Below are 24,916 nucleotides of genomic sequence, written 5' to 3'. Positions count from 1 at the left end.
GGTGTGTTGCCGCGCGGTGAACGCGCCGGCCCTCTAAAGCCGTACACCCCGGCCTTCGGCCAGCGCGCACGACGTACGTCCTCGACGAGCCCGACCACGAATCGCGGCCGTCGTCCTCCCCGACGAACTTCTCGCGCGAAAGAGCTGACCTCTCATGGCGAACACTCGCTCTCTCTCCTCCGCTCCCAGCCTCACCGCCGCCACCCCGAACGGCACCGCCCGCCATCGACTGCGGGCCGTCGACCGGGACGAGGTGGTCGACGTCACCGACTTCCTGCCGCCGGGCGCGACCTGGCTGCCCGCTCCCCCGCACACCCTGCCCGCCCTGCCGGGTCAGCCGCCGATGGTCGGCTACCTGGTGCTCGTCCCGGCCGACCAGCAGCCGCCGTTCCTGCCGGTGGCGGTTCCGGACCGGCCGGCGGCCGAGGAGGCCGCCGAGCCCGAGGGCGTCGGGCGTCCGCTCGTACGGATCGACCCCGTACAGCGCACGGCCGCCGTCGACGGTCAGGAACTCGACCTCACCTACCTGGAGTTCGAGCTGCTCGCGCACCTGGTCGCGCACCCGAACCGGGTACACACCCGCGACCAGCTCGTCACCACGGTGTGGGGCTACGGGCACGTGGGCGACGGTCGTACGGTCGACGTGCACATCGCCCGGCTGCGCCGCAAGCTGGGCGCACAGCACCGCCAGTCGATCCAGACGGTGCGCCGGGTCGGCTACAAGTACACCCCGCCGACCGGCAACTGACCCACTCGGTCTGCCGACGGCAGAGCACGGTTCCCCGCCGCGTCCGGACCGGGCACAGTCACCGGTATGAGACTTCTGGTGCTGGGTGGTACGGAGTTCGTGGGACGGGCCGTCGTCGAGGCGGCCCTCGGGCGCGGCTGGGACGTGACGGTCTTCAACCGGGGGCGGTTCGCATCCACTCCCGGTGCCCGGTCGCTGACCGGTGACCGCACCTCGCCCGGCGGCCTCGACGCGCTGGCCGAGGGCGACTGGGACGCCGTCGTCGACACCTGGTCGGCGGCGCCCCGCGCGGTGCACGAGGCGGCGCGGCTGCTGCGGGGTCGCGCCCGCCGGTATGTGTACGTGTCGAGCTGCTCGGTGTACACCTGGGCCCCGCCCGCCGGGTACGCCGAGGACGCGCCCGTCGTCGAGGGGGCCGAACCCGACGCCGGACAGAGCGACTACGCACGGGACAAGCGCGGCGGCGAGCTGGCCGTCGTCGACGCCTTCGGCGCGCAGTCCTCCGTTCTCGTACGGGCCGGGCTGATCCTCGGCCCGTACGAGAACGTCGGACGGCTGCCCTGGTGGCTGACCCGGATAGCCGCCGGTGGTCCGGTCCTCGCGCCCGGCCCACGCGAGCTGCCCCTGCAGTACGTGGACGTCCGCGATCTCGCCGAGTGGATCCTCGGCGCGGTCGAGCGGGAGCTGAGCGGGCCGTACAACCTGATGAGCCCGCAGGGCCACGCGACGATGAGCGGGCTGCTGGAGGCGTGCGTGCGGGCGACCGGCTCGGACGCCGAACTGCGGTGGACGGCGCCGGAGATCATCCTCGACGCGGGCATCGAGCCGTGGACCGAACTGCCCGTGTGGGTACCGCCGGGCAGCGACATGCACGACGCCCTGCACGCGGCCGACGTCTCCCGGGCGGTGGAGGCGGGGCTGGCCTGCCGTCCCGTCGAGGAGACCGTCGCCGACACCTGGGCGTGGCTGAGGTCGATCGGCGGTGAGGCACCCCAGCGTCCGGACCGCACCCGCAAGGGCCTCGACCCGGAGGTGGAGGCGAAGGTCCTCGCCGCGGGCACCGGCGGACCGGGCCCCGAAGGTGTACCTGGCACCACCCTCTGACCGGGGCGTCGGGCCAGTGACCGTCCGTCCGCGGCTCGGCCAGACTTGAGGGCATGAACACCAACACGAAGAGCGGCGAGGGCGGTTCGAGGGCGCGCGGGATGCTGCTCACCGCCGGACGGGGGCTCGCGCTGGCCGTCGGGTCACTGCCGCTGAGCATCCTGGGCCTCTGCCTCTCCCTCGTGTCGATGGCGCTGATACCGATCGGGGTCGGAGCCCTCACCACGCCCTATGTGGTGAAGGGGGTGCGCGCCTACGCCGAGCGTCGGCGGGCGCTCGCCGAGCGGTGGGGCGGGGTGCGCGTCCCGTCGGCGTACCGGCCGGCTCCCGCCACCGCCAACCCGTTCCGGCGCACCTACGCGCTGCTGCGCGACCCGGCGACCTGGCGGGACCTGCGGTGGCTCCTGGTGGACATGACGGCCGGGTACCTGACCGCGCTGCTGCCGGCCGTCCTGGTCCTCTATCCGCTGGAGGGGCTGGCGCTGGCGGCCGGGCTGTGGCGGGTCGTGGGTGACGGCGACGGCGGCGCCTACTGGTACGCCTTCGTGCCCGTGGACAGCCAGGCCACCGCGCTGGGCGCCGGCGCCCTGGCCGCCGCCCTGCTCTTCGTCGCCCACCGGTACACGGTGAGCGTGTTCCAGGTCCACTTCCGTCTCACGGAGGCCATGCTCACCCCGAGCCAGGCCGAACTGGCCGAGCGAGTAAGGGTGTTGACGGAGACCCGGCGGGACGCCGTGGACACCTCGGCCGCCGAACTGCGCCGCATCGAGCGGGATCTGCACGACGGCGCCCAGGCCCGGCTGGTCGCGATGGGCATGGACCTCGGCACCGTCGAGATGCTCGTCGACAAGGACCCGGAGAAGGCCAAGGCGCTGCTCGCGCAGGCCCGCCGGTCGTCGGCCGAGGCGCTCTCCGAGCTGCGCGACCTGGTGCGCGGCATCCACCCGCCGGTACTGGCCGAGCGTGGACTCGGCGACGCCGTAAGGGCGTTGGCACTGCAGCTGCCGGTCGCCACCGAGGTGAGCGTCGACCTCGAAGGCGGCCGGGTGGACGCGCCCGTGGAGTCGGCGGCCTACTTCGCGGTGAGCGAGCTGCTCACCAACGCGGTCAAGCACTCCGGCGCCGGCCGGATCTGGGTCGACCTCCATCACGGTGCGGGCCGGCTGCGGATCTCGGTCACCGACGACGGCGCGGGCGGTGCGGCGATCGGGGCCGGCTCGGGTCTCGCCGGTGTCGAACGGCGACTGGGTACATTCGACGGCGTCCTGGCCGTCAGCTCTCCTGCCGGCGGTCCCACCATGGTGACCATGGAGATCCCTTGCGTGTTGTCCTAGCCGAGGACCTCTTCCTGCTGCGGGACGGTCTCGTCCGGCTGCTGGAGGCCTACGACTTCGAGATCGCCGCCGCTGTCGAGACCGGGCCCGAACTGGAGCGGGCGCTCGCCGAACTGGAGCCGGACGTCGCCGTGGTCGACGTCCGGCTCCCGCCCACGCACACGGACGAGGGCCTCCAGTGCGCGCTCCGGGCCCGCCGCAGAAGGCCCGGACTGCCGGTGCTCGTCCTCTCCCAGCACGTCGAGCAGCTGTACGCGCGCGAGCTGCTCGCCGACGGCACCGGCGGGATCGGCTATCTGCTGAAGGACCGGGTGTTCGACGCGGAACAGTTCGTGGACGCCGTACGGCGGGTCGCGGCCGGGGGTACGGCGATGGACCCGCAGGTGATCCAGCAGCTGCTGGCCCGGCGTTCGGGTGACGGACAGGGGCCGGTGGACCGGCTCACGCCGCGCGAGCGGGAGGTGATGGAGCTGATGGCGCAGGGCCGGTCGAACGCGGCGATCGCGGGCAAACTGGTCGTCACCGAGCGGGCGGTCGCCAAGCACACCGCGAACATTTTCGTGAAGCTGGGTTTGGAGGTCTCGGACGACGACAACCGCAGGGTGCTGGCGGTGCTGGCCTATCTGGACCGGGATCGCTGACCTCACCAACTGCTGCGTTGTGTGAGGGTTTTGGGGTTGTTTTGTCGTACGGAGCTCTCATCAATTTCTGAGCGGGCTGAACACCTCCGGGGCCACGCGCGTAAGTGAGGGGGCAGCTTCAGCTTCACTCCTGTCGGGCGCCTCGATGCTGCCCCGCAAGGAAGTCAGAGGAGTTCCATGGGACGCAACATACGTAAACGCCGTTCGTCGATGGCCACGAAGGCCGTGGCAGCATCGGCGGCCCTAGCGCTCGGCGGGGGCGGGCTGATCTGGGCGAACTTCTACGCTTCGGCGCACGAGTCGAACTCGGGCCAGAACTCGACCAAGGCCGCCAACGCGGCCGCACAGGTCGCCACCATCTCCTGCCCGGATGTGGGGCAGAAGCTGACCAACGTGCCCAACGGCGCGAAACAGGGTGTCGCGACCGAGCTGGCCAACCTCGACAAGCAGATCACCGAGGCCTACGCCCGGCTCGCTTCCACGCGTCAGGCCCAGACCAACGACGCCAGCTTCGTGCAGAACGCGATCACCGGTCCCCTCAAGGAGAAGCGCGCGGCCACGATCGACCGGATCCGCATCAACATCCAGCGATCCGGCGGCCAGTTCAACAGCTCGCTGAGCCAGTTGGCGGCCTGCACCACGCAGGCGGCGAACACCAACGCCGGCCAGGCGGGCGGCGGCCAGCAGAACAACGGCGGCCAGCAGAACGGTGGCCAGCAGAACAACGGTGGCCAGCAGAACGGCGGCCAGCAGAACGGTGGCAACGCCGGCCAGGCGCAGAACGGCCAGGGCGGCAACGGCCCGGTCGCCGCGGACTTCGTGGACATCACGAAGGTCCAGGCCAACGCGCAACTGGGCGTGGGCGCGAACGGCGCCAAGGCCAACGGCAACGGCGGTTCCCGGGGCACCTTCACCTCGAGCTGCGGCACCAACGGGAACGACAACCACAACACGGACAACGTGATCGTCGCCCCCGGTGTCACCAACGGCGCGCACCACCTGCACGACTACGTCGGCAACCAGAACAACGACGCGTTCGCCAGCGACCAGGAGCTGGCGGGAGCCGGCACCAGCTGCCAGAACCAGGGCGACAAGTCCTCGTACTTCTGGCCGGTGCTGCGTGTCCAGGACGGCTCGCAGGACTTCGACCAGAACAACGACGGCGGTGGCAAGGAAGGCAACGTCGGCAAGATCCTGCAGCCCGCCCAGGCGCAGATCAAGTTCGTCGGCAACAAGAGGGGCAAGGTCGTCGCGATGCCGACGGCCCTGCGCATCATCACCGGTGACGCGAAGGCCTTCGTCAACGGCAACGCCAACGCGAACGTGAACTGGAGCTGCACCGGCTTCGAGAACAAGGTGCAGCTGGAGACCCAGTACCCGATCTGCCCGCAGGGCAGCCAGGTGGTGCGGACGACCAACTTCCAGAGCTGCTGGGACGGTCAGAACATCGACAGCGCCAACCACCGCACGCACGTGGCCTTCGCCCAGGCCGACGGCACCTGCGCCAACGGCTTCAAGGCGATCCCCCAGCTCCAGGTCCGGCTCGTCTACAACGTCCCGGCCCCGAAGCTCCAGAACGGGACCGTCGTGCAGCCGTACGCGGTGGACAGCTTCCCGGAGAACCTGCACAAGCCGATCACCGACCACAACGACTTCATCAACTTCTTCTCGACGAACCTGATGAACAAGATGGTCAACTGCATCAACACCGGCAAGAAGTGCAAGTGACCCGCTGAGCGGGCCGCCCGGTAGAGCCTGCCGGTAGAACCGAACGGCAGGGCCGACCGAGAAGGCCGGCGGTGAGGATTCCTCACCGCCGGCCTTCCGGTGTGCGCCGGGTGCGCGGGGCGCGGCGCGGACGCGGGGTCCGGTCAGTGACCGGAGTGCGAGGCGCCTTCGGAGGGTTCGCCCGACACGTGCGCGGAGTGGTCCGTGCCCTCCTCGATGTCACCGCCGAGGGTCTTGCGCAGCGCCGTCACGGTGCTGGTCTCCTCACCCACGGCGATCCACTTGCGGCCGACCAGGTAGTGGCCGCCGTAGTCCTTGGCCCCGTTGATCCACTCGCGCTGACCGCGGTCGGTGGCGAAGGTCAGCAGGATGAACTTGCCGTCGCCGTTCTTGCAGAGGGCCTGCCGGAGTTCGTCGGCGTCGGTCTGCATGTCGGGCGTGCACTTCACCTCGGCGGCCAGGTGCTCCAGGCTGCCGGTCGCCGTCACCGGGACGGTCTCCTCGGCCCCGCCGGAACCGCAGCCCGTCAGCACCAGCGCCGCCGCGGCGGCGGCCACCGCGAGCATCGGTCGGGTCATCTTCATCCGTTCCTCCCTGCAAGAGCCTCGCACTGGATACGGCTCTCACGCGCGGTGCGCTCAAAATACCCCTGCCCGGTGGGGACACCCGTGCGAGAGTGTGCCGGTGAACCAAGACTGGGAAGATCGCGTGACCGCCGCCTGGGCCGGCTTCGACGAGTATCCGGAAGAGCGCGCGGCCGAGTTCCGGGCCGTGATCGACAAGCTGGTCGCCGAACTCCCCGAGGGCAGTCCGCTGGGCCCGTTCGAGCAGGCCTGCGCCTGGGACTCGACCGGCCACTCGGACCGGGCCGCCCCGCTGTACCGGGACGCGCTCGCGCGCGGGCTGAGCGAGGTGAGCGGCTACAAGGGCCGGCGAGCCAAGATCCAACTCTCCAGCTCCCTGCGCAACATCGGGCAGGCGGACGAGGGCGTCAAGCTGCTGACCCCCGAACTGGACGCTCCATCGGACGAGTTGGACGACGCCGTACGCGCCTGTCTGGCCCTGTGCCTGTCGAGCCTCGGCCGCGACCGCGAGGGCCTGTCCCTGGTGCTCGGCGCCCTGGCCCCCCATCTGCCGCGCTACCAGCGGTCGATGGCCAACTACGCGAAGGCGCTGCGGGAGGACTGACCCGCCCGGGGTGACCATCCTCCGTTTCGCTCGTTCTGCTGGACGTGCAGTCACAGGATGTCGCCCCGCGCCCCGCACCCGGATCCTCCGCCGACCGGACCGTCGACGTCGAGCAGGCCGAGGCCGCGCTCGTCGAGCACTACCCGCGGCTCGTCCGGCTCGCCTATCTGGTGCTGCCCTCCGGCCTCGGCCGCGGTCGGCGCGTCCTGACCGCCCACGCCCTCGCCCAGCGCGCCCTGCCCCGCGGCAGCGCCTCGACCCCCGTCATCCCGGCCCAGAACGGGGGCGCGGGGGACGGCCGTGACGGCGACCCCGGGTACGCCTACATCCGCCTCCAGGTCGTGCGTGCGGCGCTGGAGGCGGGACTGCCGCTGCGGCTCCGGGCCCGGCGCAGGCGCGCGCAGCTCCCGCCGCTGCTCCCCCGGGTGTGGGGTCTGCGGCTCTTCCCCCGCTCCGGCGGCGCCGACGAGCTCGCCCTGGACCAGCGCCTGGCCACCCTGTCGGGCCCGGCCCGGGCCGCCTATGTGCTGCGCGGTCTGGAGCGGCTCCCCGACGGCGACGTCCGCGAGGTGCTGACCGGGTCCGGCGTCCCGGGCGCCGAGGTGACGGCGGCCCTGCGCGAGGCGGGCCAGGTCCCCGCCGACCGGTACACCCTGCTCGACTCCCCCGAGTTCGACGCCTGCTCGCTCCAGGTCCGGCCCACCGATCTGATGCGCCGCCGCCGGCACACCAGGGCCGCGCTGGCCGCCGCGGCCGCGCTCGCCGTGTGCGGCGCCCTGGTCGCGCTGCCCGGCGGCGGCTGGGGACCCGACGGCGCCGCCGCCCCGCTGTACGCGCAGAACCCGGCCGCCGAGGCCGCACTCGACCCCGGGCGGCTGGTGAAGGTGTCCCCCGCCGCCTGGAAGACCTCCGCGCGCACGGACTTCTCGGTCTGGCCCGCGCGTGGGCCCCTCACCCGCGACAGCGCGCTGCTGCGCCGCGCCCTCGCCGTCTGGGCCCGCCCCGGGAAGGCCGTGCACGTCTCCGCCACCCCGGAGACACCGTTGGGCGGCCCCGCCGGACCGCCCCAGCTCCTCTACGCGGGCGAGGTCGACAACGCGCGCGTGGTGGTCCTTCACGACGGTCTGCGCATCGCCCGCTACGCCGAGCCGAAGGACGGCACCGCCGGGGCGGCCCTCGACTTCGCGCGGGTCGACGGCGCGACCGGCCCCGAGGCGGGCGCGCTGGTGCTGGGCCGGGCGGACGGCAACGTGCGCTATCTGACGGCGCCCTGGGTGACGAAGGCCGGCGAGCGGGACCTGTCGAAGCCGGGTGCCGGGGTGATGGACCTGACGCTGACCGACGGGATCACCTCGCCGCTGTCCAGCCCGGCCACCCACACCGGCACGTGCACGACCTGGAACGTGCTCCAGCTGACGGACGCCTCCGGCACCCATCTGCTCAGCGATCTCGGCGAGCTCGTCCCCGCCCGCCTCACCGCGGGGCGCCCGGCCGCGCCCAAGGAGGCGAGCGGCGCGGCGGCGCTGCGGACCTGGGCGCCGTTCGCCTGCTCACTGGCCGACGCCCGCGGACAGGGCGTACGGACGGTCAACGCCTGGGGCTACACCCGGCAGCAGCTGCCCGACGCGAACGGAGCGGCGACCTGGGTGTGCACCCGGGCCGAGACCTGGCGGGGCGACGGAAGCAGGGTGCTGGCCCAGTTCCACACGCCGGGCGGGCTGTTCGGAGCGGCCGTGGCGAAGGCCGGGGACGTACCGGCGTGCGGGCCGCGCGATCCGCATGTGCTGGCCGGGGTGCTGTGGAAGTCGAAGGGCGGCGACTGGTACCTCCTCGCCGCCGGCGACAAGGCGACGGCGTCCGTCCGGGCGACCGGCGGGGTGACCGGGTCCGGTCAGGGCAACCTGCTGGCGGTACCGACGAAGCAGGGCGCGCAGGCCGGCCTGGAGGGCCGGCTGAAGGACGGTCGGTCGATCAGCGGACTGCGCTGACCCCGTCCGCGGGCACCTCGGTGGGACGAGCCGGGTGAGCAAGTGGTGCGGGCGAGTTGTCGCACAGGGGTTCACCCCCGCCCTACCCGTCAGTACATTGACATCATGTCCAACAAGCCCGAGAGACGGCCGGACGAGCGTGTCACGCTCAAGGCACGCAAGGTGTCCTTCTCCTGGGAGGGCACCCCGCTGCACTGGGTGCCGGGGGACCCGTTCGCCACGCACACCATCAACGTGCTGCATCTGCTGCTGCCGGCCGGCGAGCGCTGGTTCGTGCACGTCTACCGGCAGGTGCTCCCGTACATACGCGACGAGCGGCTGCGCGAGGACGTCATCGGGTTCATCGGGCAGGAGGCGATGCACTCCCAGGCCCACGACGAGGTGCTGCCGCATCTGCGGGAGCAGGGGCTCGACCCGACGCCGTACACCGCGCAGGTCGACTGGTTCTTCGAGAAGCTCCTCGGTGACCGGACCCTGCCGCCGGGCCGGGCCCGGCGCTGGTGGCTGATGGAGCGGGTGGCGCTGATCGCGGCCATCGAGCACTACACCGCGTTCCTCGGCGACTGGGTGCTGAACGCCGAGGAGCTCGACCGGCGGGGCGCCGACCCGACCATGCTGGACCTGCTGCGCTGGCACGGGGCCGAGGAGGTCGAGCACCGGTCCGTCGCCTTCGACCTCTTCACCCACCTCGACGGCGGCTACCGGCGACGGGTGCGGACCTGGGCCACGGCGTTCGCGGCGCTGGTGTTCCTGTGGCAGCGCGGGACCCGCTTCTTCATGGAGAACGACCCGACCCTGACCGACGGCCGCGCCTCCTTCAAGGACTTCTACGTCCGCGGCAGACGGGGCACGCTGCCCGCGACCGGCGATCTGCTGAGGTCGGTCCCGCGCTATCTGAGCCGCGCGTACCACCCCTCGCAGGAGGGCTCCACCGAGCAGGCGGTCGCCTATCTCGCCTCCTCCCCCGCCGCGCTGGCCGCGCTCGCCGCCGAAGAGGGGGCGTCGTGATGGCGAAGCCGCTGACCGCCGTGGCCGTCGCGGGCGCGGCACTGCTCGTCCGGCGGGCGCTGCGCCGCCGGATCCGGGTCTCGCCGCTGTGGCCGATGCCCGCGCTGGCCGAACCGGTCTCCGGCCGGCCCCGGTCGCGGGCACTGCGGCTGCTGGTCACCGCGCGGCACGAGATCGCCGAGGGTGTCGTCCGACTGCGGCTGGAGGGAAGCGACTTGCCGCGCTGGGAGCCGGGGGCACATCTCGACCTGGTGCTGCCTTCGGGCCTGGTACGGCAGTACTCGCTGTGCGGGGACCCGCAGGACACCTCCTCCTACACCGTCGCCACGCGGCTCGTCACGGACGGGCGGGGCGGCTCGCGCGAGGTGCACGAGCAGGTGCGGGAGGGGATGGCGGTCGAGGTGCGGGGGCCCCGCAACCGCTTCCCGCTCGTCGAGGCACCCTCGTACGTCTTCGTCGCCGGGGGCATCGGCATCACGCCGATCCTGCCCATGCTGCGGGCCCTCCCCGAAGGCGCCGAGTGGCGGCTGCTCTACGCCGGTCGGACCCGGGCCTCGATGCCGTTCCTGGAGGAGGTCGAGAAGCTCGGCGGGGAGAACCGCGGCCGGGTGACGGTGGTGGACGGGCGGCCCGGTCTCGACGCGCTGCTCATGGACCTGCCCGAGGGGGCGGCCGTCTACTGCTGTGGCCCGGAAGGGCTGATGGCGGCGGTGGAGGAGCGGGTGCCGCACGTCCGGGTCGAGCGGTTCGCGGCGCGTACCGTCCGGGACGGCGACCCTTTCGAGGTCGAACTCAGGCGCACCGGGCGAGTGGTGACCGTCGCGGCCGACTCGACCGTGCTGGCCGCCGTCCGAGCCGAACTGCCGAACACCCTCTACTCGTGCGAGCAGGGCTTTTGCGGGACCTGCCAACAGCGGGTACTGGCGGGTGAGGTGGAACACCGGGACGAACTGCTCACCGACGCGGAGCGCGACGACTCGATGCTGATCTGTGTCTCCCGGGCGCGCAGCGAGCGCCTGGTGCTGGACATGTGACCCGGCACGCGGCCCCGCGCTCCGCTCGCCCGCACGGAACGACGGTGACGCGAAGGACGGGGCGAAAAATGACTGACATGTGACCGGACAAGCAGTCGGTTAAGTGACGGATGGGGTGAACGTCTGCACCGGTCCGGTCCGTTCTGGGCCGGAACCGATCGGTAAGGTGTTCGCATGACTACCGGGGTTCGTCGCAGAATGGGAGTCGAGGAGCGTCGGCAGCAGTTGATCGGCGTCGCCCTCGAACTGTTCGCCCAGCGCTCGCCGGACGAGGTCTCCATCGACGAGATAGCCGCGGCCGCGGGCATCTCGCGTCCCCTCGTCTACCACTACTTCCCCGGCAAACTCAGCCTGTACGAGGCCGCGTTGAAGCGGGCGTCAGAAGATCTCGCGGGCCGGTTCGCCGAGCCGCGCGAAGGACCGCTCGGCTCCCGGCTGCTCCGCGTGATGCGCCGCTACTTCGACTTCGTCGACGCGCACGGCCCGGGTTTCTCCGCCCTCATGCGCGGCGGCCCGGCGGTCGGCTCCTCGACCACGAACGCCCTCATCGACGCCGTCCGCCAGAACGCCTACGAACAGATCCTGTCGCACCTGGGAATCACCGACGCTCCCCCGCGCCTGGAGCTGATCGTCCGCTCCTGGATATCGCTCGCCGAGTCGACCGCGCTGATCTGGCTGGACGGGCGGCGCATCCCGCGCGAGGAACTGGAGGTCCAGCTCGTGCAGGACTTCGCCGCGCTGACGGCCGTCGGCGCGGCCCACGACGACGAGCTGCGCACACTGCTGCGCCCCGTGCTCGGCGACGAGCCGGCCGACGGGCCGTTCGGCGACCTGGTCACCCGGCTCATCGCCCTGGCCTCCTGAAGCGGGACTCCGCGGAGACGGCCTAGCTCTCGTACTTGCGGTACGACGGGTCGAGGTCGCGCACCTCGGCGGAGGCGTGCAGCACGAAACCGTCCTGCGTCACGTGCTTGCGCAGCAGCTCCAGTACGGCCTCGGTCAGCTTCGTCTTCGTCTCGTCGGTACGTCCGGCCAGCAGCCCCAGCGTGACGTGGACGACCGCGTGCCCCCGCTCCTCGGGATCGTCGTAGCCGAACGCGGTGAACTCGGCGGGACGGAACAGGGTCTTGCAGGCTTCCGGCTTGGCGGCCGCGATCTCGACGACCGAGGTGTGCAGGGCCCGAGCGAATCCGTTCCGGTCGAAGGCGGACGCCATCGTGGTCGAGTAGTCGACGGTGATCTGCGGCATGGGCGCACTCCTGTTCCAGGGAAACAAGGATCAGCCTAAGTCGTCAGCCGCAGGGCCAGCATCGCGATGTCGTCCTCCCGGTCGTGGCCGAAGCTGGTGAGGAGGGTGTCGCACAGCGCGTCCAGGCCCGGCATGGCGCCGATGGCCGCCGCGCGCAGCTGCTCCATCGAGACCGCGAGGTCGGTGCCCCGGGTCTCGATCAGACCGTCGGTGACCATGAGGAGCCGGTCGGTGGGTTCGAGGAACAGTTCGGTGGGCGGCGGGTGGGGCACGCCCGGGCCGAGCAGCGGGCCGGCCGCCTTGGCGTACTCGGCGCCGCCGGTGTCCCGGACGATCAGCGGCGGGATGTGCCCCGCGTTTGCGATCCGGACACGCCCGGTTCCGGGGTCGATCAGCACCAGACAGACGGTCGCCGTGACCCCGGGGTGGTAGAGCCGGAGCATCCGGTCGAGGCGCTCGGCGAGCACGGCCGGGTCGCTCTCGTCGACGCAGTAGGCGCGCAGCGCGTGCCGGATCTCGACCATGACGGTGGCTGCCTCGAGCGAGTGCCCGACGACGTCGCCGACCGCGGCCAGCACCCCTTCCCCGGTGCGCAGGGCTGCGTAGAAGTCACCGCCGATCTCCGCCTCCCGGGACGCGGGCACATAGCGGACGGCGACGTCGACGCCCGGCAGCTCGGGCAGCCGCTGCGGCCGGGGAAGGAAGCTGTGCTGAAGGGTGAGCGCCACGTGCCGCTCGGCCTGGTACCTCAGCAGCGGCTCGGCGGCGAGCGCGGTGGCCTGGGCGAGCCGGGCCAGCCGGGACTCGGTCTCGGGGTCCACCCGGCGGACCCCTCGGGTGGGGGTGGCCAGACACACCGAGGACCGGCCGTCCTGGGTGGGGATCAGCACCAGCCGGGCGTCGTGCGGCACCCCGGGCCGGAAGAACCCGGCGGGCCACAGCGGCGCGGCCACCGTGGTGATCCGCACCCCCGCCTGGCCGTGGGTGAGCCGCCGCAGCAGTGCCACGACGGTCTGGTGGGCTTCCTGGTCCGGCAGCGCGAGCGAGGTGCGGTTCCTGGAGGTGCCGCGGTGCAGCACGTCGTCCGGGCCGAGGACGAAGACGGCGGCGGGCGAGCCGGTGATCCGCGCGGTGCCCTCGGCGGCGGCGTCGGCCAGTTCCTGCGGGGAGCGCGCCGCCTGGATGCCGACGATCGCCTCCGACAGCAGCGACAGCCGCCGGGCCGCCGCCTGGTCGTCGGCCCGAAGTCGCGCGGCCCGCACGGCAGCCCGGACCACCGCGTCGATCTCCTCGGGCTCGGCGGGCATCGCCAGGTGGGCCTCGCCGCCCGCGTCCAGCCCCTGCCCGCGGTCGCCAGGGGCCACTTCACCGGCCGAGAAGTGCACGACGGGCAGCCCGGCCATGTGCGGCCGGGCCTTGAGCCGGCGGCACAGCTCGAAGCCGCTCATGTCCGGCAGCTCGACGTCGACGAGGGCCACGTCCGGCAGGGCGCCCTTGCGCCGCCGTACGTCCAGTTCGACGAGGGCCTCGTGGCCGGTGCCGACCGCGACGACCTGGTGACCGGCGCGGCGCAGCACCACCCCGAGGGCGAACCGGCCGGCCGCCGTACGGTCCACGACCAGCACGGTCGTGTCGGTCCGTCTGTCGCTGACGTCGGCGTTCATCTGGTGTCGGCCCTCGGACTCACCGGTGGAGCAGGCCGGATGCAAGGCCTGCTCCACCAAGGTAATGCCCCTGTCTAGGGGGTCGTCCGGGAGAACACCGCGACGGTCCGGCCCGGCACGGCGAACGTGCCGGACTCCGTCACGTAGGACGCGGCCTTGACGGTGGGGTCCGACCCCGCCGCCTGCACCGGGTGCAGCCGGTATCCGGTCCCGGCGAGCGTGTCGACGGTCTGCTTCCGCTCGGTCGGCGTCGCGTTGAACACGACGACGAGGTCACCGAGTTCCATGGTGATCACCCCGGGCGTCTCGTCCTTCCCGGACAGCGGGAACGAGAGCGCCGACTGCACCTGCGCGGCCGACCCGAGGGAGAACACCTTCTCGGTGGTGCGGACCCTCAGCAGATCCTGGTAGGCGGCGGAGGCGGCGGTGATCTGCGGGCAGCCGACCCCGACGGTGGTCAACAGGGGCTTCGCGTAGGGCCACTTGGAGGCGTTGTCGACGGCCGGCGGCAGTCCCCGGCCGAAGCCGTTGCCGGCGGCGCAGTTCCAGTGGATCGCGTTGAACCAGTCCCCGCTGTCGTAGGAGTTGCGGTCCAGGGACTTGGAGCGCAGCAGGTCGGTGCCGGCCTGGGACAGGGCCGGGCCCTGGGAGAGCGCGGCGGTGGCCATGGCGAGGACCTGCATACGGGAGCGGTCGGCCGCCGAGGTGTCCCCCGGCAGCTTGTACGCCAGCGCGTCGAACAGCGACTCGTTGTCGTGCGCGTCGACATAGGCGAGGGCGTCGCCGGGCGCGTCCGCGTAGCCGGCCGGGGCGCCGTTGTAGTCGACCTCGGCGCCGGTGACCTCCTTGCCGTCGGTGTCCGTGAAGCCGTACGAGGCGAGGTTGCCGCTCAGCCCGACCTTGATCAGGTCCTGGTAGTGCAGCAGCCGGGCCTTCTGCTCGGCCGAAGTGCCGTTGTTCGTCGACGAGTTGGGGTCGGTGTAGAGCCCGGACGCGAAGCCCTGGACGCCCGGGTCCTCGTCGAAGGGACCGCCGCCGCGCACGGCGTCGCGTGCCCGGTCGGAGAAGGTCGCGATGCCCGTGCCCGCCATGTTCTTCTGCGTGGCCTGGACGAACCGGGCGTCGTCGGCGACCTCGCCGAAGTTCCAGCCCTCGCCGTAGAGGATGATCTTCTTGCCGTCGACACCGTCCTTGGCGAGGGTGAGCGCGTCCAGCGCCTTGCGCACCGCCAGGATGTTGGCCTTGGGGTGGTGTCCCATGAGGTCGAAGCGGAAGCCGTCGACCTTGTACTCCTTGGCCCAGGTGACGATCGAGTCGACGACCAGCTTGCCCATCATCGCGTTCTCGGTCGCGGTGTTCGCGCAGCAGGTGCTGTTCGCCACCGAGCCGTCGGCGAGCAGCCGCTGGTAGTAGCCGGGGACGATCCGGTCGAGGACGCTGGTCGCCGCCTGGCCGCTCGCCGCCGTGTGGTTGTAGACGACGTCCATGACGACCCTGAGGCCCTCCTGGTTCAGCGACTTCACCATCCGGCGGAACTCGACGGTACGGGCGGTCCCGTCCGGGTCGCCGGCGTAGGAACCCTCGGGGACCGTGTAGTGGTACGGGTCGTACCCCCAGTTGTAGGCGTCCTTCGCGGCGGTCGCGGCCACGCACTCCTGCTGCTTCTCGGAGTCGGCCGGGTAGGAGGCCAGGTCGCAGCCGGGGGTCGACTGCGCGGCCTTGTCCTCGGCGATGGTCGCAATGTCGAAGACGGGCAGCAGATGGACGTACGACGTGCCCGCCGCCGCCAGCTCCCGCAGATGCTTCGATCCGTCGCTGTCCCGGTCCGTGAAGGCCAGGTAGGTGCCCCGGTCCTGGGCGGGGACGGTGGTGTCCGCGACGGAGAAGTCCCGGACGTGCAGTTCCTGGATCTGGGCGTCCTTCAGCGGGACGGCCTTCGGCTTGGTGAGCGTGGACCAGCCGCCGGGGGCGAGGGTCCTGTCGTCGAGGTCGACGACGAGACTGCGCCCGGAGTCGGTGGTGAGGGCGACCGAGTAGGGGTCGGTGACCTTGTTGGTGACGACCTTGCCGACACTGGGCGCCCACACCGTCACGGCGTACCGGTAGGGCTTGTTCTTCCAGGACCTGGGGCCGGTGACGGACCAGACGCCGGTGGTGTCGTCGCGCTTCATCTTCACGGTGGAGCCGTCGAGCTCCAGGGAGACCTGCTGTGCCGTCGGGGCCCAGACGGCCAGGGTGGGCCGGCCGTCGCGGAAGGTCGGACCGAGCCGCGCCTTGGTCGCACCGCTGTACAGGTCGTCGAGCACGCCCGCGATCTGTACACCGGTCGCCGCCGGCACCGCGCCGTTCGCGGCCCGTTGGGAGGCGACGACCTGACCGCTCAGCGCCTCACGCACCCGGTCCCGGTCGCGCGGGTCGACGGACCAGGCGGTGTAGGCCTTGAGGTGCGGGTAGGCGGCTTTCTGGGCGTCGGTGAGGGTGGTCTTCGTCAGCCGCAGCCACTTGGCGGCCCCGGTCAGGGTGCCGTTCTTGACCGCGATCTCGCCCTTGCCGCTGTACAGCAGCTGGGTCGAGGCGGCGGCCTCGGAGCCGTTCCAGGCGACGGTGTTCCGGTCGATCCAGACCGCCTTGGACGTGGTCAGGTCGAGGGCCGCCGCGGAGCCGGTCGGCTGCGGGAGCAGGTACTTCTCCTGCCCGCTCAGCAGCCACACCTCGTGCCCGTTGCTCGTCAGGTCCAGCGACTGATCGGTCGGGAGGTCCTTCTCGTCGCCCTTGTGCAGGATGTAGCTGAGGCTGGTGGCGCCGGCGGTGAGCGGCACCTCGAAGACCGCGCCGTACGCGTCGGTCGTGGTCGGCTTCAGCGGGTTCGACCACTCGGTGGGGTCGGCGGCGCCGGTCCAGGTGTGCAGACCCCAGCCGGTGTAGTCGCCGTCGGCGCGGTGGTAGTGCAGGACGGCCTTGCCGGTGTCCTGGGCCGGGTACTCGGGCTTCTCCGTGAGGAGGCCCTCCTTGCCCTGCTCGATCCAGACCTCGCCGGTCTTCGTGACGTCGATCGTGCGGTCGGCGGAGACGTCCTTGTCGCCCTGCTTGTCGATGACCAGGAACCCGACGGACGAGGCGCCCGGCTTCAGCTTGACGTAGGCGAAGGCCCCGTAAGCGTCCCGGCCGACGAAGGGGTGGCTGTCCGGCCAGGTGGTCGACTCGCCGTCGGCGAGGTCGCCCCAGGCGTACAGGCCCCAGTCGGCGTAGTCGCCGTCGGTGCGCTTGTAGTGGACGATCGCGTAGTCCCGGGAGGAGGCGGTGGGGGTCTGCTCGGCGGGCGGGGTGCCGGTGACGGAGGCCGCGGTGGCGCTGGCCGTGCGTCCGGCCGAGTCGACGACGACCGCCTTGTAGCGCAGGGCGGTTCCCGCGGGTACGTCCGCGTCGACGGTCTGCGTCACCCGGTAGGGGGCGTGGTCGGCGGAGCCGAGGGTCTGCCACCTGCCGTTGCCGGTCTGGGCGGCGAAGACGACGCGGTTGAGCTGACCGCCGTCCACGTCGGCGCTCAGCTCGACGGTGCCGGTGGCGCCGGCTGCGGGGGCGTGCAGGGCGACGGTCGGCCCGGCGGCCGGGGCGGGCAGTGCGCGGGTGGCCTTGAGGACGACGGCCGAGCCCGCGGGAACGGTCACGGTGATCTTCTTGTCGGCGCCGGCGGCAACCGTCTTGTCGGTGCCGTGGATCCCGCGGAACGCGGTGTTCGCGGAACCGGTCGCGAAGGTCGCCTCCTGCGCCGTGCCGGCGTTGTTGAAGGCGACGACGTACTCGGTCGTGTCCTTGCCGGTGCCGTTGCGGGAGAAGGCGTAGACGCCGGCGCCGTCGGCCGCGTAGCGCTCGGTCTGGACGCCGTCGGTGAGGGCGGGGTTCGCCTTGCGGAGCTTCGCGAGCGCCGCGATCTGCCGGTACAGCGGGGCGCCGGTGTCGTAGGCGTCGCTCGCGTGGGTGCGGTCGGTGCCGATCTCGTCGTCGTCGAGGTAGTCGGCCGTCTTCGACGCGAACATCGTCTGACGGGCGTCCTTGTCGCCGCCGGAGCCGGTGAAGCCCTGCTCGTCGCCGTAGTAGACGACCGGGTTGCCGCGGCTGAGGAACATCAGCTCGTTGGCGAGCTTGTCCTTGGCGAGGAGTTCGGCGTCGGTGGCCTTGGGGTTGTCCTGGTTCAGGAAGTACCCGAAGCGGCCCATGTCGTGGTTGCCGAGGAAGGTGACCTGCTCGTAGGCGTTGGCCTTGTCGGTCGTGTACTTGTAGTCGTCGGCGAAGACCGAGGCGAGCTTCCGCGCGCTGCCGCCCTGGGAGGCGTACTGGCGGGCCGCCTCCTGGAAGGGGAAGTCGAGCGTGGCGTCGAGGCGGCCCTGGGTGACGTACGGGGACGTGATCGAGGTGTCGGCGGAGTAGACCTCGCCGAACATGAAGAAGTCGTCCCGGCCCTGCTTGGCGGCGTAGGCGTCGAGGGCCGTGGCCCACTGGGTCCAGAACTCCATGTTCACGTGCTTCACGGTGTCGATCCGGAAGCCGTCGATGTCGAAGTCCCGCACCCAGCGCTGGTAGATCTTCTCCATTCCGCTGACGACCTCGGGGCGCTCGGTCCACAGGTCGTCGAGCCCGGAGAAGTCTCCGTACGTGGTCGACTCGCCGGCGTAGGTCGAGTCGCCGCGGTTGTGGTACATCGTCGGGTCGTTGAGCCAGGACGGGACCTTCGCGTTCCGCTGCGCGGCGGTGACCGTCGGGGTGCGCGGGAAGGAGCCGGCGTCGACGGCCGGGAACTTCGTGCCGCCGTCCGCGTAGTCGGCGTCGTCGAAGGGCTCGCCGTCCTTCGTCAGGTACGGGAACGCGCCCTTGGACAGGTAGTCGTAGGACTTCTCCTCGTAGTCGACGACGTCGGCCGTGTGGTTGGTGATGACGTCGAAGAAGACCTTCATGCCCTTGGCGTGCGCCTTGGAGATGAGGGTCTCCAGGTCCTTGTTGGTGCCGAAGTGCGGGTCGACCTGGGTGAAGTCGGTGATCCAGTAGCCGTGGTAGCCGGCCGAGACGTTGCTGCCGGTCCCCTGCACGGGCCGGTTCCTGAAGATCGGCGCCATCCAGATGGAGGTGGTGCCGAGGCCCTTGATGTAGTCGAGCCGCTGGGTCAGGCCCTTGAGGTCACCACCCTGGTAGAAGCCCTTGTCGGTGGGGTCGTAACCGGTGGTGAGGCGTGAGCCGGTCAGTCCGCCCTTGTCGTTGGCGGTGCTGCCGTTGGCGAAGCGGTCCGGCATGACGAAGTAGAACTGCTCACGGGTGTCCTCGTGGCGGGCCGGGGCGGCGGCCAGCTTCGCGTCGGACGGCGGTGGGGGCGGGCTGTCCGCGTGCGCCGCGAGGGGCTGCACGAGGGCGGCGGCCAGCGCGGCCACGGCGACGGCCGCGATCCGTCGGGCGGGTGGCGCGGTGCGGCGCGTCGGGGGCGCCGGCCATCTCGGTATCACAGGCGGGAACTCCTTGCGATTACGGCTCTCTCGGGTCCGACCCCGACGCCGCGGGACGGCTTCGTCGCCGGGCGCCCGCGTGACCGTATCGCTCACGAAAGGCTTACAGCAAGAGGCTTGCAACCGGCGGAAAGAACTTTCACCAGTTCCTTGAGGCGCCTTTCTCAACCACCCCACGCGCACGCCTTGTTGCCTCCCGTACCAACGCGTCCACGTGCAGGGACGCGCCCGGCTCGGTGGGCTGCGGCGCGGCGCGGGCCGCGCCGCCCGCCGAGTCCTGAGGCAGAGCGAGAGCGGCCGGCCGCCGCGGGAGCGTGTCGCACGCGCCCGTGACGGCCGGGGAGGGAACTCAGCAGCTCGACTTGCCCGCGTAGACCGCCAGCGCCGTGTTGGCGGCGAGGGTCGCCGTGAGCTGGCCCGAGCCGTTCACGGTCACGGTCGTGTTGTTCTGCACGTTGCAGTAGGTGCCGGCGGCGAGGGACGTCTGGTACGTCCGGCTGAGGGAAGCGCTCTCGTGGTTGATCGCGACATACCCCTTGCTGCCCCGCCCGAAGGCGATCGCGTCGCCCCCGTTGTCCCACCAGTCGGTCATCGCCGCGCCCCGCGTGGCGTTGCGGAAGGCCACCATGCGCAGGATCTCCGGCCAGGCGTGCTGGCACTTCCAGCCGTCCTGCCAACAGGCGCTCACGGCTCCGCCATTGGGCGGCCCGGCGTCCGCGTCCGACCACTCGTACCCGGAGTCGATGTCCGGGGACCCGTAGGGATACGCGAGCATGAAGACGTTGGCGAGCGTGTAGTTCGCGCCGTCCTTGTAGTTGAGGGTCGATCCGTTGCGCTCGGTGTCGTGGTTGTCGACGAACACACCGGCGGCGGAGCTGCTCAGGTATCCCCAGCCCTCGCCGTAGTTCTTCAGGTAGGCGAGGTTCTCGCTGTTGAAGACCCGCTTGAGGTCGTAGGCGTAGCGGAACTCCTGGACGTCCCCGTTACCGGTGTACTCGGTCGGCTGGACGGCCTCTCCGCTGCCGTAGATGACCTCCTGCTTCCAGTACACGCCCGGGTTCGTCAGCCGCGACTTGATGTTGGCGAGGTCGGCGGTGTCGATGTGCTTGGCCGCGTCGATGCGGAAGCCGTCGACCCCGAGGGTGAGCAGGTCGTTCATGTACCCGGCGACGGTCTTGCGGACGTACTCCTCGCCGGTGTCCAGGTCGGCGAGCCCGACCAGCTCGCAGTGCTGGACGTTCCAGCGGTCGGCGTAGTTGCTGATCTGGGAGGTGCAGTCGTCGAAGTCGGACGAGGAGTACAGGCCCGGGTAGTCGTACTTCGTGTACGACGAGCCGCCGGTGCCGGTGCCGCTGCCCGCCGACATGTGGTTGACGACCGTGTCGACGACGACCTTCACGCCGGCCGTGTGGCAGGTGTTCACCATGCTCCGGAAGGCCGCCCGGTCGCCCAGCCGGCCCGCGATCTTGTAGCTGACGGGCTGGTACGACGTCCACCACTGCGAGCCCTGTATGTGCTCGGCGGGCGGGGAGACCTGGACGTATCCGTAACCGGCCGGGCCGAGGGTGTTGGTGCACTCCTTGGCGACCGAGGCGAAGTTCCACTCGAAGAGGACGGCGGTGACGTCCTTGGTGCCGGGCGGGGCGGCGGACACGGCGGTGGGAGCCATGACGACGGCTGCGGCGGCCAGGGCGAGGGCGCCCGAAAGGGGTCTGCTGCTTGCCATGTGGGGGTTCCTTCTCCGTTGAAGGCTCTTGCTGCAATCTTTCAGCAACCTTGCAGTGGCGCGATGTTAATGGTTCGTCGGCTGAAAGAACAGGGAGTCGGAGAAGGCATTGTGAAACACGAAAGGTCCGCCGCTCCCCCAAGAGCGGCGGACCTCGAAGTGGGGTGTCAGGCCGTCGTGAACCACACCGTCGTGTCCGCCGGAAGCTTGGCCTCGCCGGCGTCCGTCTCGGTCACCTCGTCGCTCGCGAGCAGCACCCGCCCGTACGCCGGGGTCGTCACCGACTCCCCCGTGGTGTTCGCCACGCACACGAACTCCCCGCGCCGGAAGGCCAGTACGCCCGCCGGGGCCTTCAGCCACTCCACCGAGTCGCCCGCGCCCAGGTCGGGCCGCGAACGCCGGATACCGAGGGCCGAGCGGTACAGCTCCAGCGTCGAACCGGGCACCCCCTGCTGCGCCTCCACGCTCAGCTCGCCCCAGCCGGACGGCTGGGGCAGCCAGCTGCCGCCGTCGCCGAAGCCGTACGACGAGCCCTCACGCGTCCACGGGATCGGGACCCGGCAGCCGTCACGGAAGCCGTCCTGGCCGGCGCCGCGGAAGTACGCCGGGTCCTGGCGCACTTCGTCGGGCAGGTCGACGACGTCCGGCAGGCCGAGCTCCTCGCCCTGGTAGACGTACGCCGAACCGGGCAGCGCCAGCATCAGCAGCGTGGCCGCCCGCGCCCGCCGCAGACCGGCCTCGCGGTCGCCCGCCGTGCGGATCTGGGTGCCGAGGCCGGGCGGGTTGGCGAAGCGGGTGGCGTGCCGCGTCACGTCGTGGTTGGACAGCACCCAGGTGGCGGGGGCGCCGACCGGGCGCATCGCCTCCAGGGTGCGGTCGACGACCTCGCGCAGCTGCTCCGCGTCCCACTCGGTGGACAGATACTGGAAGTTGAAGGCCTGGTGGAGCTCGTCGGGGCGGACGTAGTTCGCGGTGCGCTCGACGGTCGGCGTCCAGGCCTCGGCGACGAAGATGCGCTCGCCCGAGTACTCGTCGAGGATGAGCCGCCACTGGCGGTAGATCTCGTGGACGCCGTCCTGGTCGAAGAACGGCATGACATCGTTGCCCAGCAGCTTGAGTTGGTCGTGGGCCCCGAGGTCCGGCAGACCCGCCGCCTTGACCAGGCCGTGGGCCACGTCGATACGGAAGCCGTCGACGCCCATGTCCAGCCAGAAGCGCAGGACGGAACGGAACTCGTCGCCGACCGCCGGGTGTTCCCAGTTGAAGTCGGGCTGCTCGGGGGCGAAGAGGTGCAGGTACCACTCGCCGGGGGTGCCGTCCGGCTCCGTGACCCGGGTCCAGGCGGGGCCGCCGAAGATGGACTCCCAGTCGTTGGGCGGGAGTTCGCCGTTCGCGCCCTTGCCGGTCCGGAAGTGGTAGCGGTCCCGGAGGGAGGAGCCGGGGCCTTCCCGCAACGCCCGCTTGAACCACTCGTGCTGGTCGGAGGAGTGGTTCGGGACCAGGTCGACGATGATCCTCAGGCCCAGTTCACGGGCGTCCCGGATCAGCGCGTCGGCGTCGAGGAGGTTGCCGAACATGGGGTCGACCGCGCGGTAGTCGGCGACGTCGTAACCGGCGTCGGCCTGCGGGGAGGCGTAGAAGGGGCTGAGCCACACGGCGTCCACACCGAGGTCGCGCAGGTACGGGAGACGGGAGCGTACGCCTTCCAGGTCGCCCATGCCGTCGCCGTTGCTGTCGGCGAAGCTGCGCGGGTACACCTGGTAGATCACCGCGTCCCGCCACCAGTCACGGCGCTTGGCGACGGTGGCGACAGCCGAGGTGGAGGTGGGGGCCGGGGCTGCGGGCTGCTGGCTCATGGCGTCCTTGGGGCGATGGGGGTCCCCCCGCTCGAGCGCGTTCGAGCGGGGGGAGGGGCTGTTGACATGGGGTGTTGGTGCTCGCTTCGGTTGCGAGGGCGAGTGGACTCGAGGCGAGTCGACGAGACGGGTGGATGAGGCGGCCGCGGTGCCGGCGGGGTCGGATGGACACCGCGGCCGCCACCCGCGCGTCTTTCGGCGCGCGGGAGTCTCGTAGGGGCTCAGCCCTTCGTACCGCCCGCCGTCAGGCCGGTCACCAGGTTCTTCTGCACGAGGTAGAAGAACACGGCGGCGGGTATCGCGATCAGCACCGCCGTGGCGGCCATGAGGTTGCGCTGGGCGTCGTGCTCACTGACGAAGGACTGCAGACCGACGGCAAGGGTGTACTTGTCGTCGCTCAGCATGAACGTCGACGCGAAGGCGACCTCGCTGAAGGCGGTGAGGAAGTTGTAGAAGGCGGCCACCGCGAGACCGGGCTTGGCGAGCGGCAGGATCAGCCGGAAGAAGGTGCCGAACGGGGTGAGCCCGTCCACGCGTCCCGCCTCGTCGATCTCGAAGGGGATGGTGTCGAAGTACCCCTTGAGCAGCCAGGCGCTGTACGGGATGACCGTCGTGCAGTAGACGAGGATCAGGCCGAAGTAGTTGTCGATGAGCTGCAGGTCCGAGAGGATCTGGTACATCGGCACCATCAGCACGGCCACCGGGAACATCTGGGTGACCAGCAGCACCCACATGAACTTCTTGTAGCCGGGGAAGCGCATGCGGGAGACGGCGTAGCCCGTGGTGGCGGCGATGAGCACGCCGATGGCCGTGGTGCCGAGCGTGACGATGAGCGAGCTCTTCAGCCAGTCGAAGAACTGGGTGTGCTGGAGGACGAACGTGTAGTTGTCGAACGTCATCTTGTCCCAGATGCCGCCCGGGTGCAGGTAGTCGTCCGTGTCCGGGCCGAGGGACAGATAGACCAGCCAGGCGATCGGGAAGAGCGCGATGACGCTCGCGACGATCAGGACGCCGTGCGAGGCGAGGGAGCCGGCGAGGGTGTTCTCGCCGCGGCGCCGGGCGCGCGGGGTCTTGGGACGCTGCTCGCTCACGGGGGCGGAGGTCTCGGCGGTGGTGCTACTCATGGGAACTCCTGCCTCAGATCGCGAGCTGCTGCTCGTTGCGGTTCAGCCAGCGGCGGTAGAACGAGGTGAAGACGATCAGGATGGCCAGCAGCAGGATGCCGTAGGCGGCGGACTGGGCGAAGTCACGCGGCTGCTGTCCGAATCCGAGGTAGTACGCCCAGGTGACGAGGATCTGCGCGTCGGGGGCGGTGTTGCCGAACAGCAGGAAGATCACGGCGAACTGGTTGAAGGTCCAGATGATGCCCAGCAGGACGACGGTGGAGCTGACGGACCGCAGGCCCGGCAGGGTGACGTACCGGAAGCGCTGCCAGGCGCTGGCGCCGTCCATCTCGGCGGCCTCGTAGAGGGAGGCGTCGATGGCCTGGAGGCCGCCGAGCAGCGAGATCATCATGAACGGCACACCGCACCAGGTGTTGACCATGATCGCGGCGAACCGCTGCCAGAAGGTGTCCTCCAGCCACAGTGGCGAGGGCAGATGCAGGGCGCCGAGCGCGGAGTTGATGATGCCGCCGTCGGCGAGCATGAACCGCCAGCCGAAGACGGTGACGAAGGTGGGCACCGCCCACGGCAGCACCAGGATCAGCCGGTACAGGGTCCGCCCGCGCAGCTTCTGGTTGAGCAGGAGCGCGAGGCCCAGTCCGATGCCGTAGTGCAGGGCCACACAGGCCGCCGTCCAGACGATCGTCCAGATGAAGTGCGACCAGAAGCGGTCGTAGGCCGTCGGGCCCCAGAGGATGTCGGCGTAGTTGTCGAGGCCGATGAACTTGTAGGTGGCGTCGATGTGGTTGACGCCGATCGTGCGCGCGGTGTTCAGGCTGTTGGCGTCGGTCAGCGTCAGGTACAGGCCGTACACCAGGGGGTACAGCACGAGCACGCCGAGGACGGCCGCCACCGGGGCGATCATCACGTACGCGTACCAGTGCTTCTGGTAGCCGCGCCTCAGGCGCCCGGCCGGCCCGGGCTTCGGCTCACGGTCACCGCGGCGCTTGCCTGTCGCGCGGTCGATGGCGACTGTCATGGTTCGACACCTTC

Annotated in this window: 18 protein-coding genes; 10 read left to right on the top strand and 8 right to left on the bottom strand. The window is 71.0% G+C overall.

The features are described 5' to 3' along the window. Positions 1–154: 154 nt before the first annotated feature. From OHU34_RS30400 to OHU34_RS30380, 5 genes are all read left to right on the top strand, one after another. Complete coding sequence (locus OHU34_RS30400; RefSeq protein WP_230196155.1) at positions 155–748, top strand: winged helix-turn-helix domain-containing protein; 594 nt, start codon at positions 155–157, stop codon at positions 746–748. Positions 749–814: 66 nt separating this feature from the next. After that, positions 815–1,852 carry an NAD-dependent epimerase/dehydratase family protein gene (locus OHU34_RS30395; protein WP_405769331.1) on the top strand — a complete coding sequence of 346 codons (1,038 nt, stop codon included), beginning with the start codon at positions 815–817 and terminating at the stop codon, positions 1,850–1,852. A gap of 53 nt (positions 1,853–1,905) precedes the next feature. Further along, positions 1,906–3,186: a sensor histidine kinase gene (locus OHU34_RS30390; RefSeq protein WP_405769329.1), complete on the top strand. Its 1,281-nt coding sequence runs from the start codon at positions 1,906–1,908 to the stop codon at positions 3,184–3,186. After that, on the top strand, positions 3,171–3,827 hold the full coding sequence (locus OHU34_RS30385; RefSeq protein WP_081553803.1) for a response regulator transcription factor: 657 nt from the start codon (positions 3,171–3,173) through the stop codon (positions 3,825–3,827). The genes OHU34_RS30390 and OHU34_RS30385 overlap by 16 nt, the downstream gene beginning before the upstream one ends. A gap of 177 nt (positions 3,828–4,004) precedes the next feature. Then, on the top strand, positions 4,005–5,555 hold the full coding sequence (locus OHU34_RS30380) for a DUF1996 domain-containing protein (protein WP_405769326.1): 1,551 nt from the start codon (positions 4,005–4,007) through the stop codon (positions 5,553–5,555). Between the two features lie 143 nt (positions 5,556–5,698). On the opposite strand, the gene OHU34_RS30375 is transcribed toward OHU34_RS30380, so the two are convergent. Continuing rightward, positions 5,699–6,139 carry a hypothetical protein gene (locus tag OHU34_RS30375; protein ID WP_230196152.1) on the bottom strand — a complete coding sequence of 147 codons (441 nt, stop codon included), beginning with the start codon at positions 6,137–6,139 and terminating at the stop codon, positions 5,699–5,701. Between the two features lie 124 nt (positions 6,140–6,263). On the opposite strand from OHU34_RS30375, the gene OHU34_RS30370 reads away from it, so the two are divergent. The 5 genes from OHU34_RS30370 (at position 6,264) to OHU34_RS30350 (ending at position 11,637) form a co-directional block, all read left to right on the top strand. Next, positions 6,264–6,743, top strand: coding sequence for a tetratricopeptide repeat protein (locus tag OHU34_RS30370; protein ID WP_405769322.1), 480 nt, complete (start codon positions 6,264–6,266; stop codon positions 6,741–6,743). Positions 6,744–6,787: 44 nt separating this feature from the next. Further along, positions 6,788–8,731, top strand: a complete 1,944-nt coding sequence (locus OHU34_RS30365) for a hypothetical protein (RefSeq protein ID WP_142263881.1) — start codon at positions 6,788–6,790, stop codon at positions 8,729–8,731. Between the two features lie 105 nt (positions 8,732–8,836). Next, a complete protein-coding gene (locus tag OHU34_RS30360) occupies positions 8,837–9,739 on the top strand; it encodes a metal-dependent hydrolase (RefSeq protein WP_230196150.1) in 903 nt (300 codons plus the stop codon). Further along, the gene (locus OHU34_RS30355) at positions 9,739–10,773 is read left to right on the top strand and encodes a PDR/VanB family oxidoreductase (protein WP_405769318.1); all 1,035 of its coding nucleotides are present in this window, start codon (positions 9,739–9,741) and stop codon (positions 10,771–10,773) included. The genes OHU34_RS30360 and OHU34_RS30355 overlap by 1 nt, the downstream gene beginning before the upstream one ends. 174 nt (positions 10,774–10,947) lie before the next feature. Next, positions 10,948–11,637, top strand: a complete 690-nt coding sequence (locus OHU34_RS30350) for a TetR/AcrR family transcriptional regulator (RefSeq protein ID WP_108221622.1) — start codon at positions 10,948–10,950, stop codon at positions 11,635–11,637. A gap of 22 nt (positions 11,638–11,659) precedes the next feature. Here the strand turns inward: OHU34_RS30350 and OHU34_RS30345 are convergent, their stop codons facing one another. From OHU34_RS30345 to OHU34_RS30315, 7 genes are all read right to left on the bottom strand, one after another. Continuing rightward, the gene (locus OHU34_RS30345; RefSeq protein WP_020126741.1) at positions 11,660–12,022 is read right to left on the bottom strand and encodes a 5-carboxymethyl-2-hydroxymuconate Delta-isomerase; all 363 of its coding nucleotides are present in this window, start codon (positions 12,020–12,022) and stop codon (positions 11,660–11,662) included. 35 nt (positions 12,023–12,057) lie between these two features. Further along, positions 12,058–13,686 carry a SpoIIE family protein phosphatase gene (locus OHU34_RS30340; protein ID WP_142267780.1) on the bottom strand — a complete coding sequence of 543 codons (1,629 nt, stop codon included), beginning with the start codon at positions 13,684–13,686 and terminating at the stop codon, positions 12,058–12,060. A gap of 74 nt (positions 13,687–13,760) precedes the next feature. Next, a complete protein-coding gene (pulA, locus tag OHU34_RS30335) occupies positions 13,761–19,178 on the bottom strand; it encodes a pullulanase-type alpha-1,6-glucosidase (RefSeq protein ID WP_405769315.1) in 5,418 nt (1,805 codons plus the stop codon). Between the two features lie 349 nt (positions 19,179–19,527). Continuing rightward, positions 19,528–20,904: an alpha-amylase family protein gene (locus OHU34_RS30330; RefSeq protein ID WP_405769312.1), complete on the bottom strand. Its 1,377-nt coding sequence runs from the start codon at positions 20,902–20,904 to the stop codon at positions 19,528–19,530. A 167-nt stretch (positions 20,905–21,071) separates the two neighbouring features. Continuing rightward, positions 21,072–22,760: a glycoside hydrolase family 13 protein gene (locus OHU34_RS30325; protein ID WP_054237988.1), complete on the bottom strand. Its 1,689-nt coding sequence runs from the start codon at positions 22,758–22,760 to the stop codon at positions 21,072–21,074. A 221-nt stretch (positions 22,761–22,981) separates the two neighbouring features. Next, entirely contained in the window at positions 22,982–23,884 is a 903-nt protein-coding gene (locus OHU34_RS30320; RefSeq protein WP_142263886.1) for a sugar ABC transporter permease, read from the bottom strand. 13 nt (positions 23,885–23,897) lie between these two features. Beyond that, positions 23,898–24,902 (bottom strand): carbohydrate ABC transporter permease, encoded by a 1,005-nt coding sequence (locus OHU34_RS30315; RefSeq protein WP_405769308.1) that lies wholly within the window; start codon positions 24,900–24,902, stop codon positions 23,898–23,900. Positions 24,903–24,916: the final 14 nt, after the last annotated feature.

Origin of the sequence: Streptomyces sp. NBC_00080 (assembly GCF_045041255.1) — a bacterium.
In the GTDB taxonomy this organism is placed as follows: Bacteria; Actinomycetota; Actinomycetes; order Streptomycetales; family Streptomycetaceae; genus Streptomyces; species Streptomyces coriariae.
The sequence above is the reverse complement of the archived record's forward strand: the minus strand, read 5'-3'. Positions and strand labels throughout refer to the sequence as shown.

What these genes read in the sequence shown, in the direction of transcription:
- OHU34_RS30400 (WP_230196155.1), top strand. Translation starts at nt 155, where the DNA reads ATGGCGAACACTCGCTCTCTCTCCTCCGCTCCCAGCCTCACCGCCGCC.
- OHU34_RS30395 (WP_405769331.1), top strand. Translation starts at nt 815, where the DNA reads ATGAGACTTCTGGTGCTGGGTGGTACGGAGTTCGTGGGACGGGCCGTC.
- OHU34_RS30390 (WP_405769329.1), top strand. Translation starts at nt 1,906, where the DNA reads ATGAACACCAACACGAAGAGCGGCGAGGGCGGTTCGAGGGCGCGCGGG.
- OHU34_RS30380 (WP_405769326.1), top strand. Translation starts at nt 4,005, where the DNA reads ATGGGACGCAACATACGTAAACGCCGTTCGTCGATGGCCACGAAGGCC.
- OHU34_RS30375 (WP_230196152.1), bottom strand. Translation starts at nt 6,139, where the DNA reads ATGAAGATGACCCGACCGATGCTCGCGGTGGCCGCCGCCGCGGCGGCG.
- OHU34_RS30360 (WP_230196150.1), top strand. Translation starts at nt 8,837, where the DNA reads ATGTCCAACAAGCCCGAGAGACGGCCGGACGAGCGTGTCACGCTCAAG.
- OHU34_RS30355 (WP_405769318.1), top strand. Translation starts at nt 9,739, where the DNA reads ATGGCGAAGCCGCTGACCGCCGTGGCCGTCGCGGGCGCGGCACTGCTC.
- OHU34_RS30350 (WP_108221622.1), top strand. Translation starts at nt 10,948, where the DNA reads ATGACTACCGGGGTTCGTCGCAGAATGGGAGTCGAGGAGCGTCGGCAG.
- OHU34_RS30345 (WP_020126741.1), bottom strand. Translation starts at nt 12,022, where the DNA reads ATGCCGCAGATCACCGTCGACTACTCGACCACGATGGCGTCCGCCTTC.
- OHU34_RS30340 (WP_142267780.1), bottom strand. Translation starts at nt 13,686, where the DNA reads ATGAACGCCGACGTCAGCGACAGACGGACCGACACGACCGTGCTGGTC.
- OHU34_RS30330 (WP_405769312.1), bottom strand. Translation starts at nt 20,904, where the DNA reads ATGGCAAGCAGCAGACCCCTTTCGGGCGCCCTCGCCCTGGCCGCCGCA.
- OHU34_RS30325 (WP_054237988.1), bottom strand. Translation starts at nt 22,760, where the DNA reads ATGAGCCAGCAGCCCGCAGCCCCGGCCCCCACCTCCACCTCGGCTGTC.
- OHU34_RS30320 (WP_142263886.1), bottom strand. Translation starts at nt 23,884, where the DNA reads ATGAGTAGCACCACCGCCGAGACCTCCGCCCCCGTGAGCGAGCAGCGT.
- OHU34_RS30315 (WP_405769308.1), bottom strand. Translation starts at nt 24,902, where the DNA reads ATGACAGTCGCCATCGACCGCGCGACAGGCAAGCGCCGCGGTGACCGT.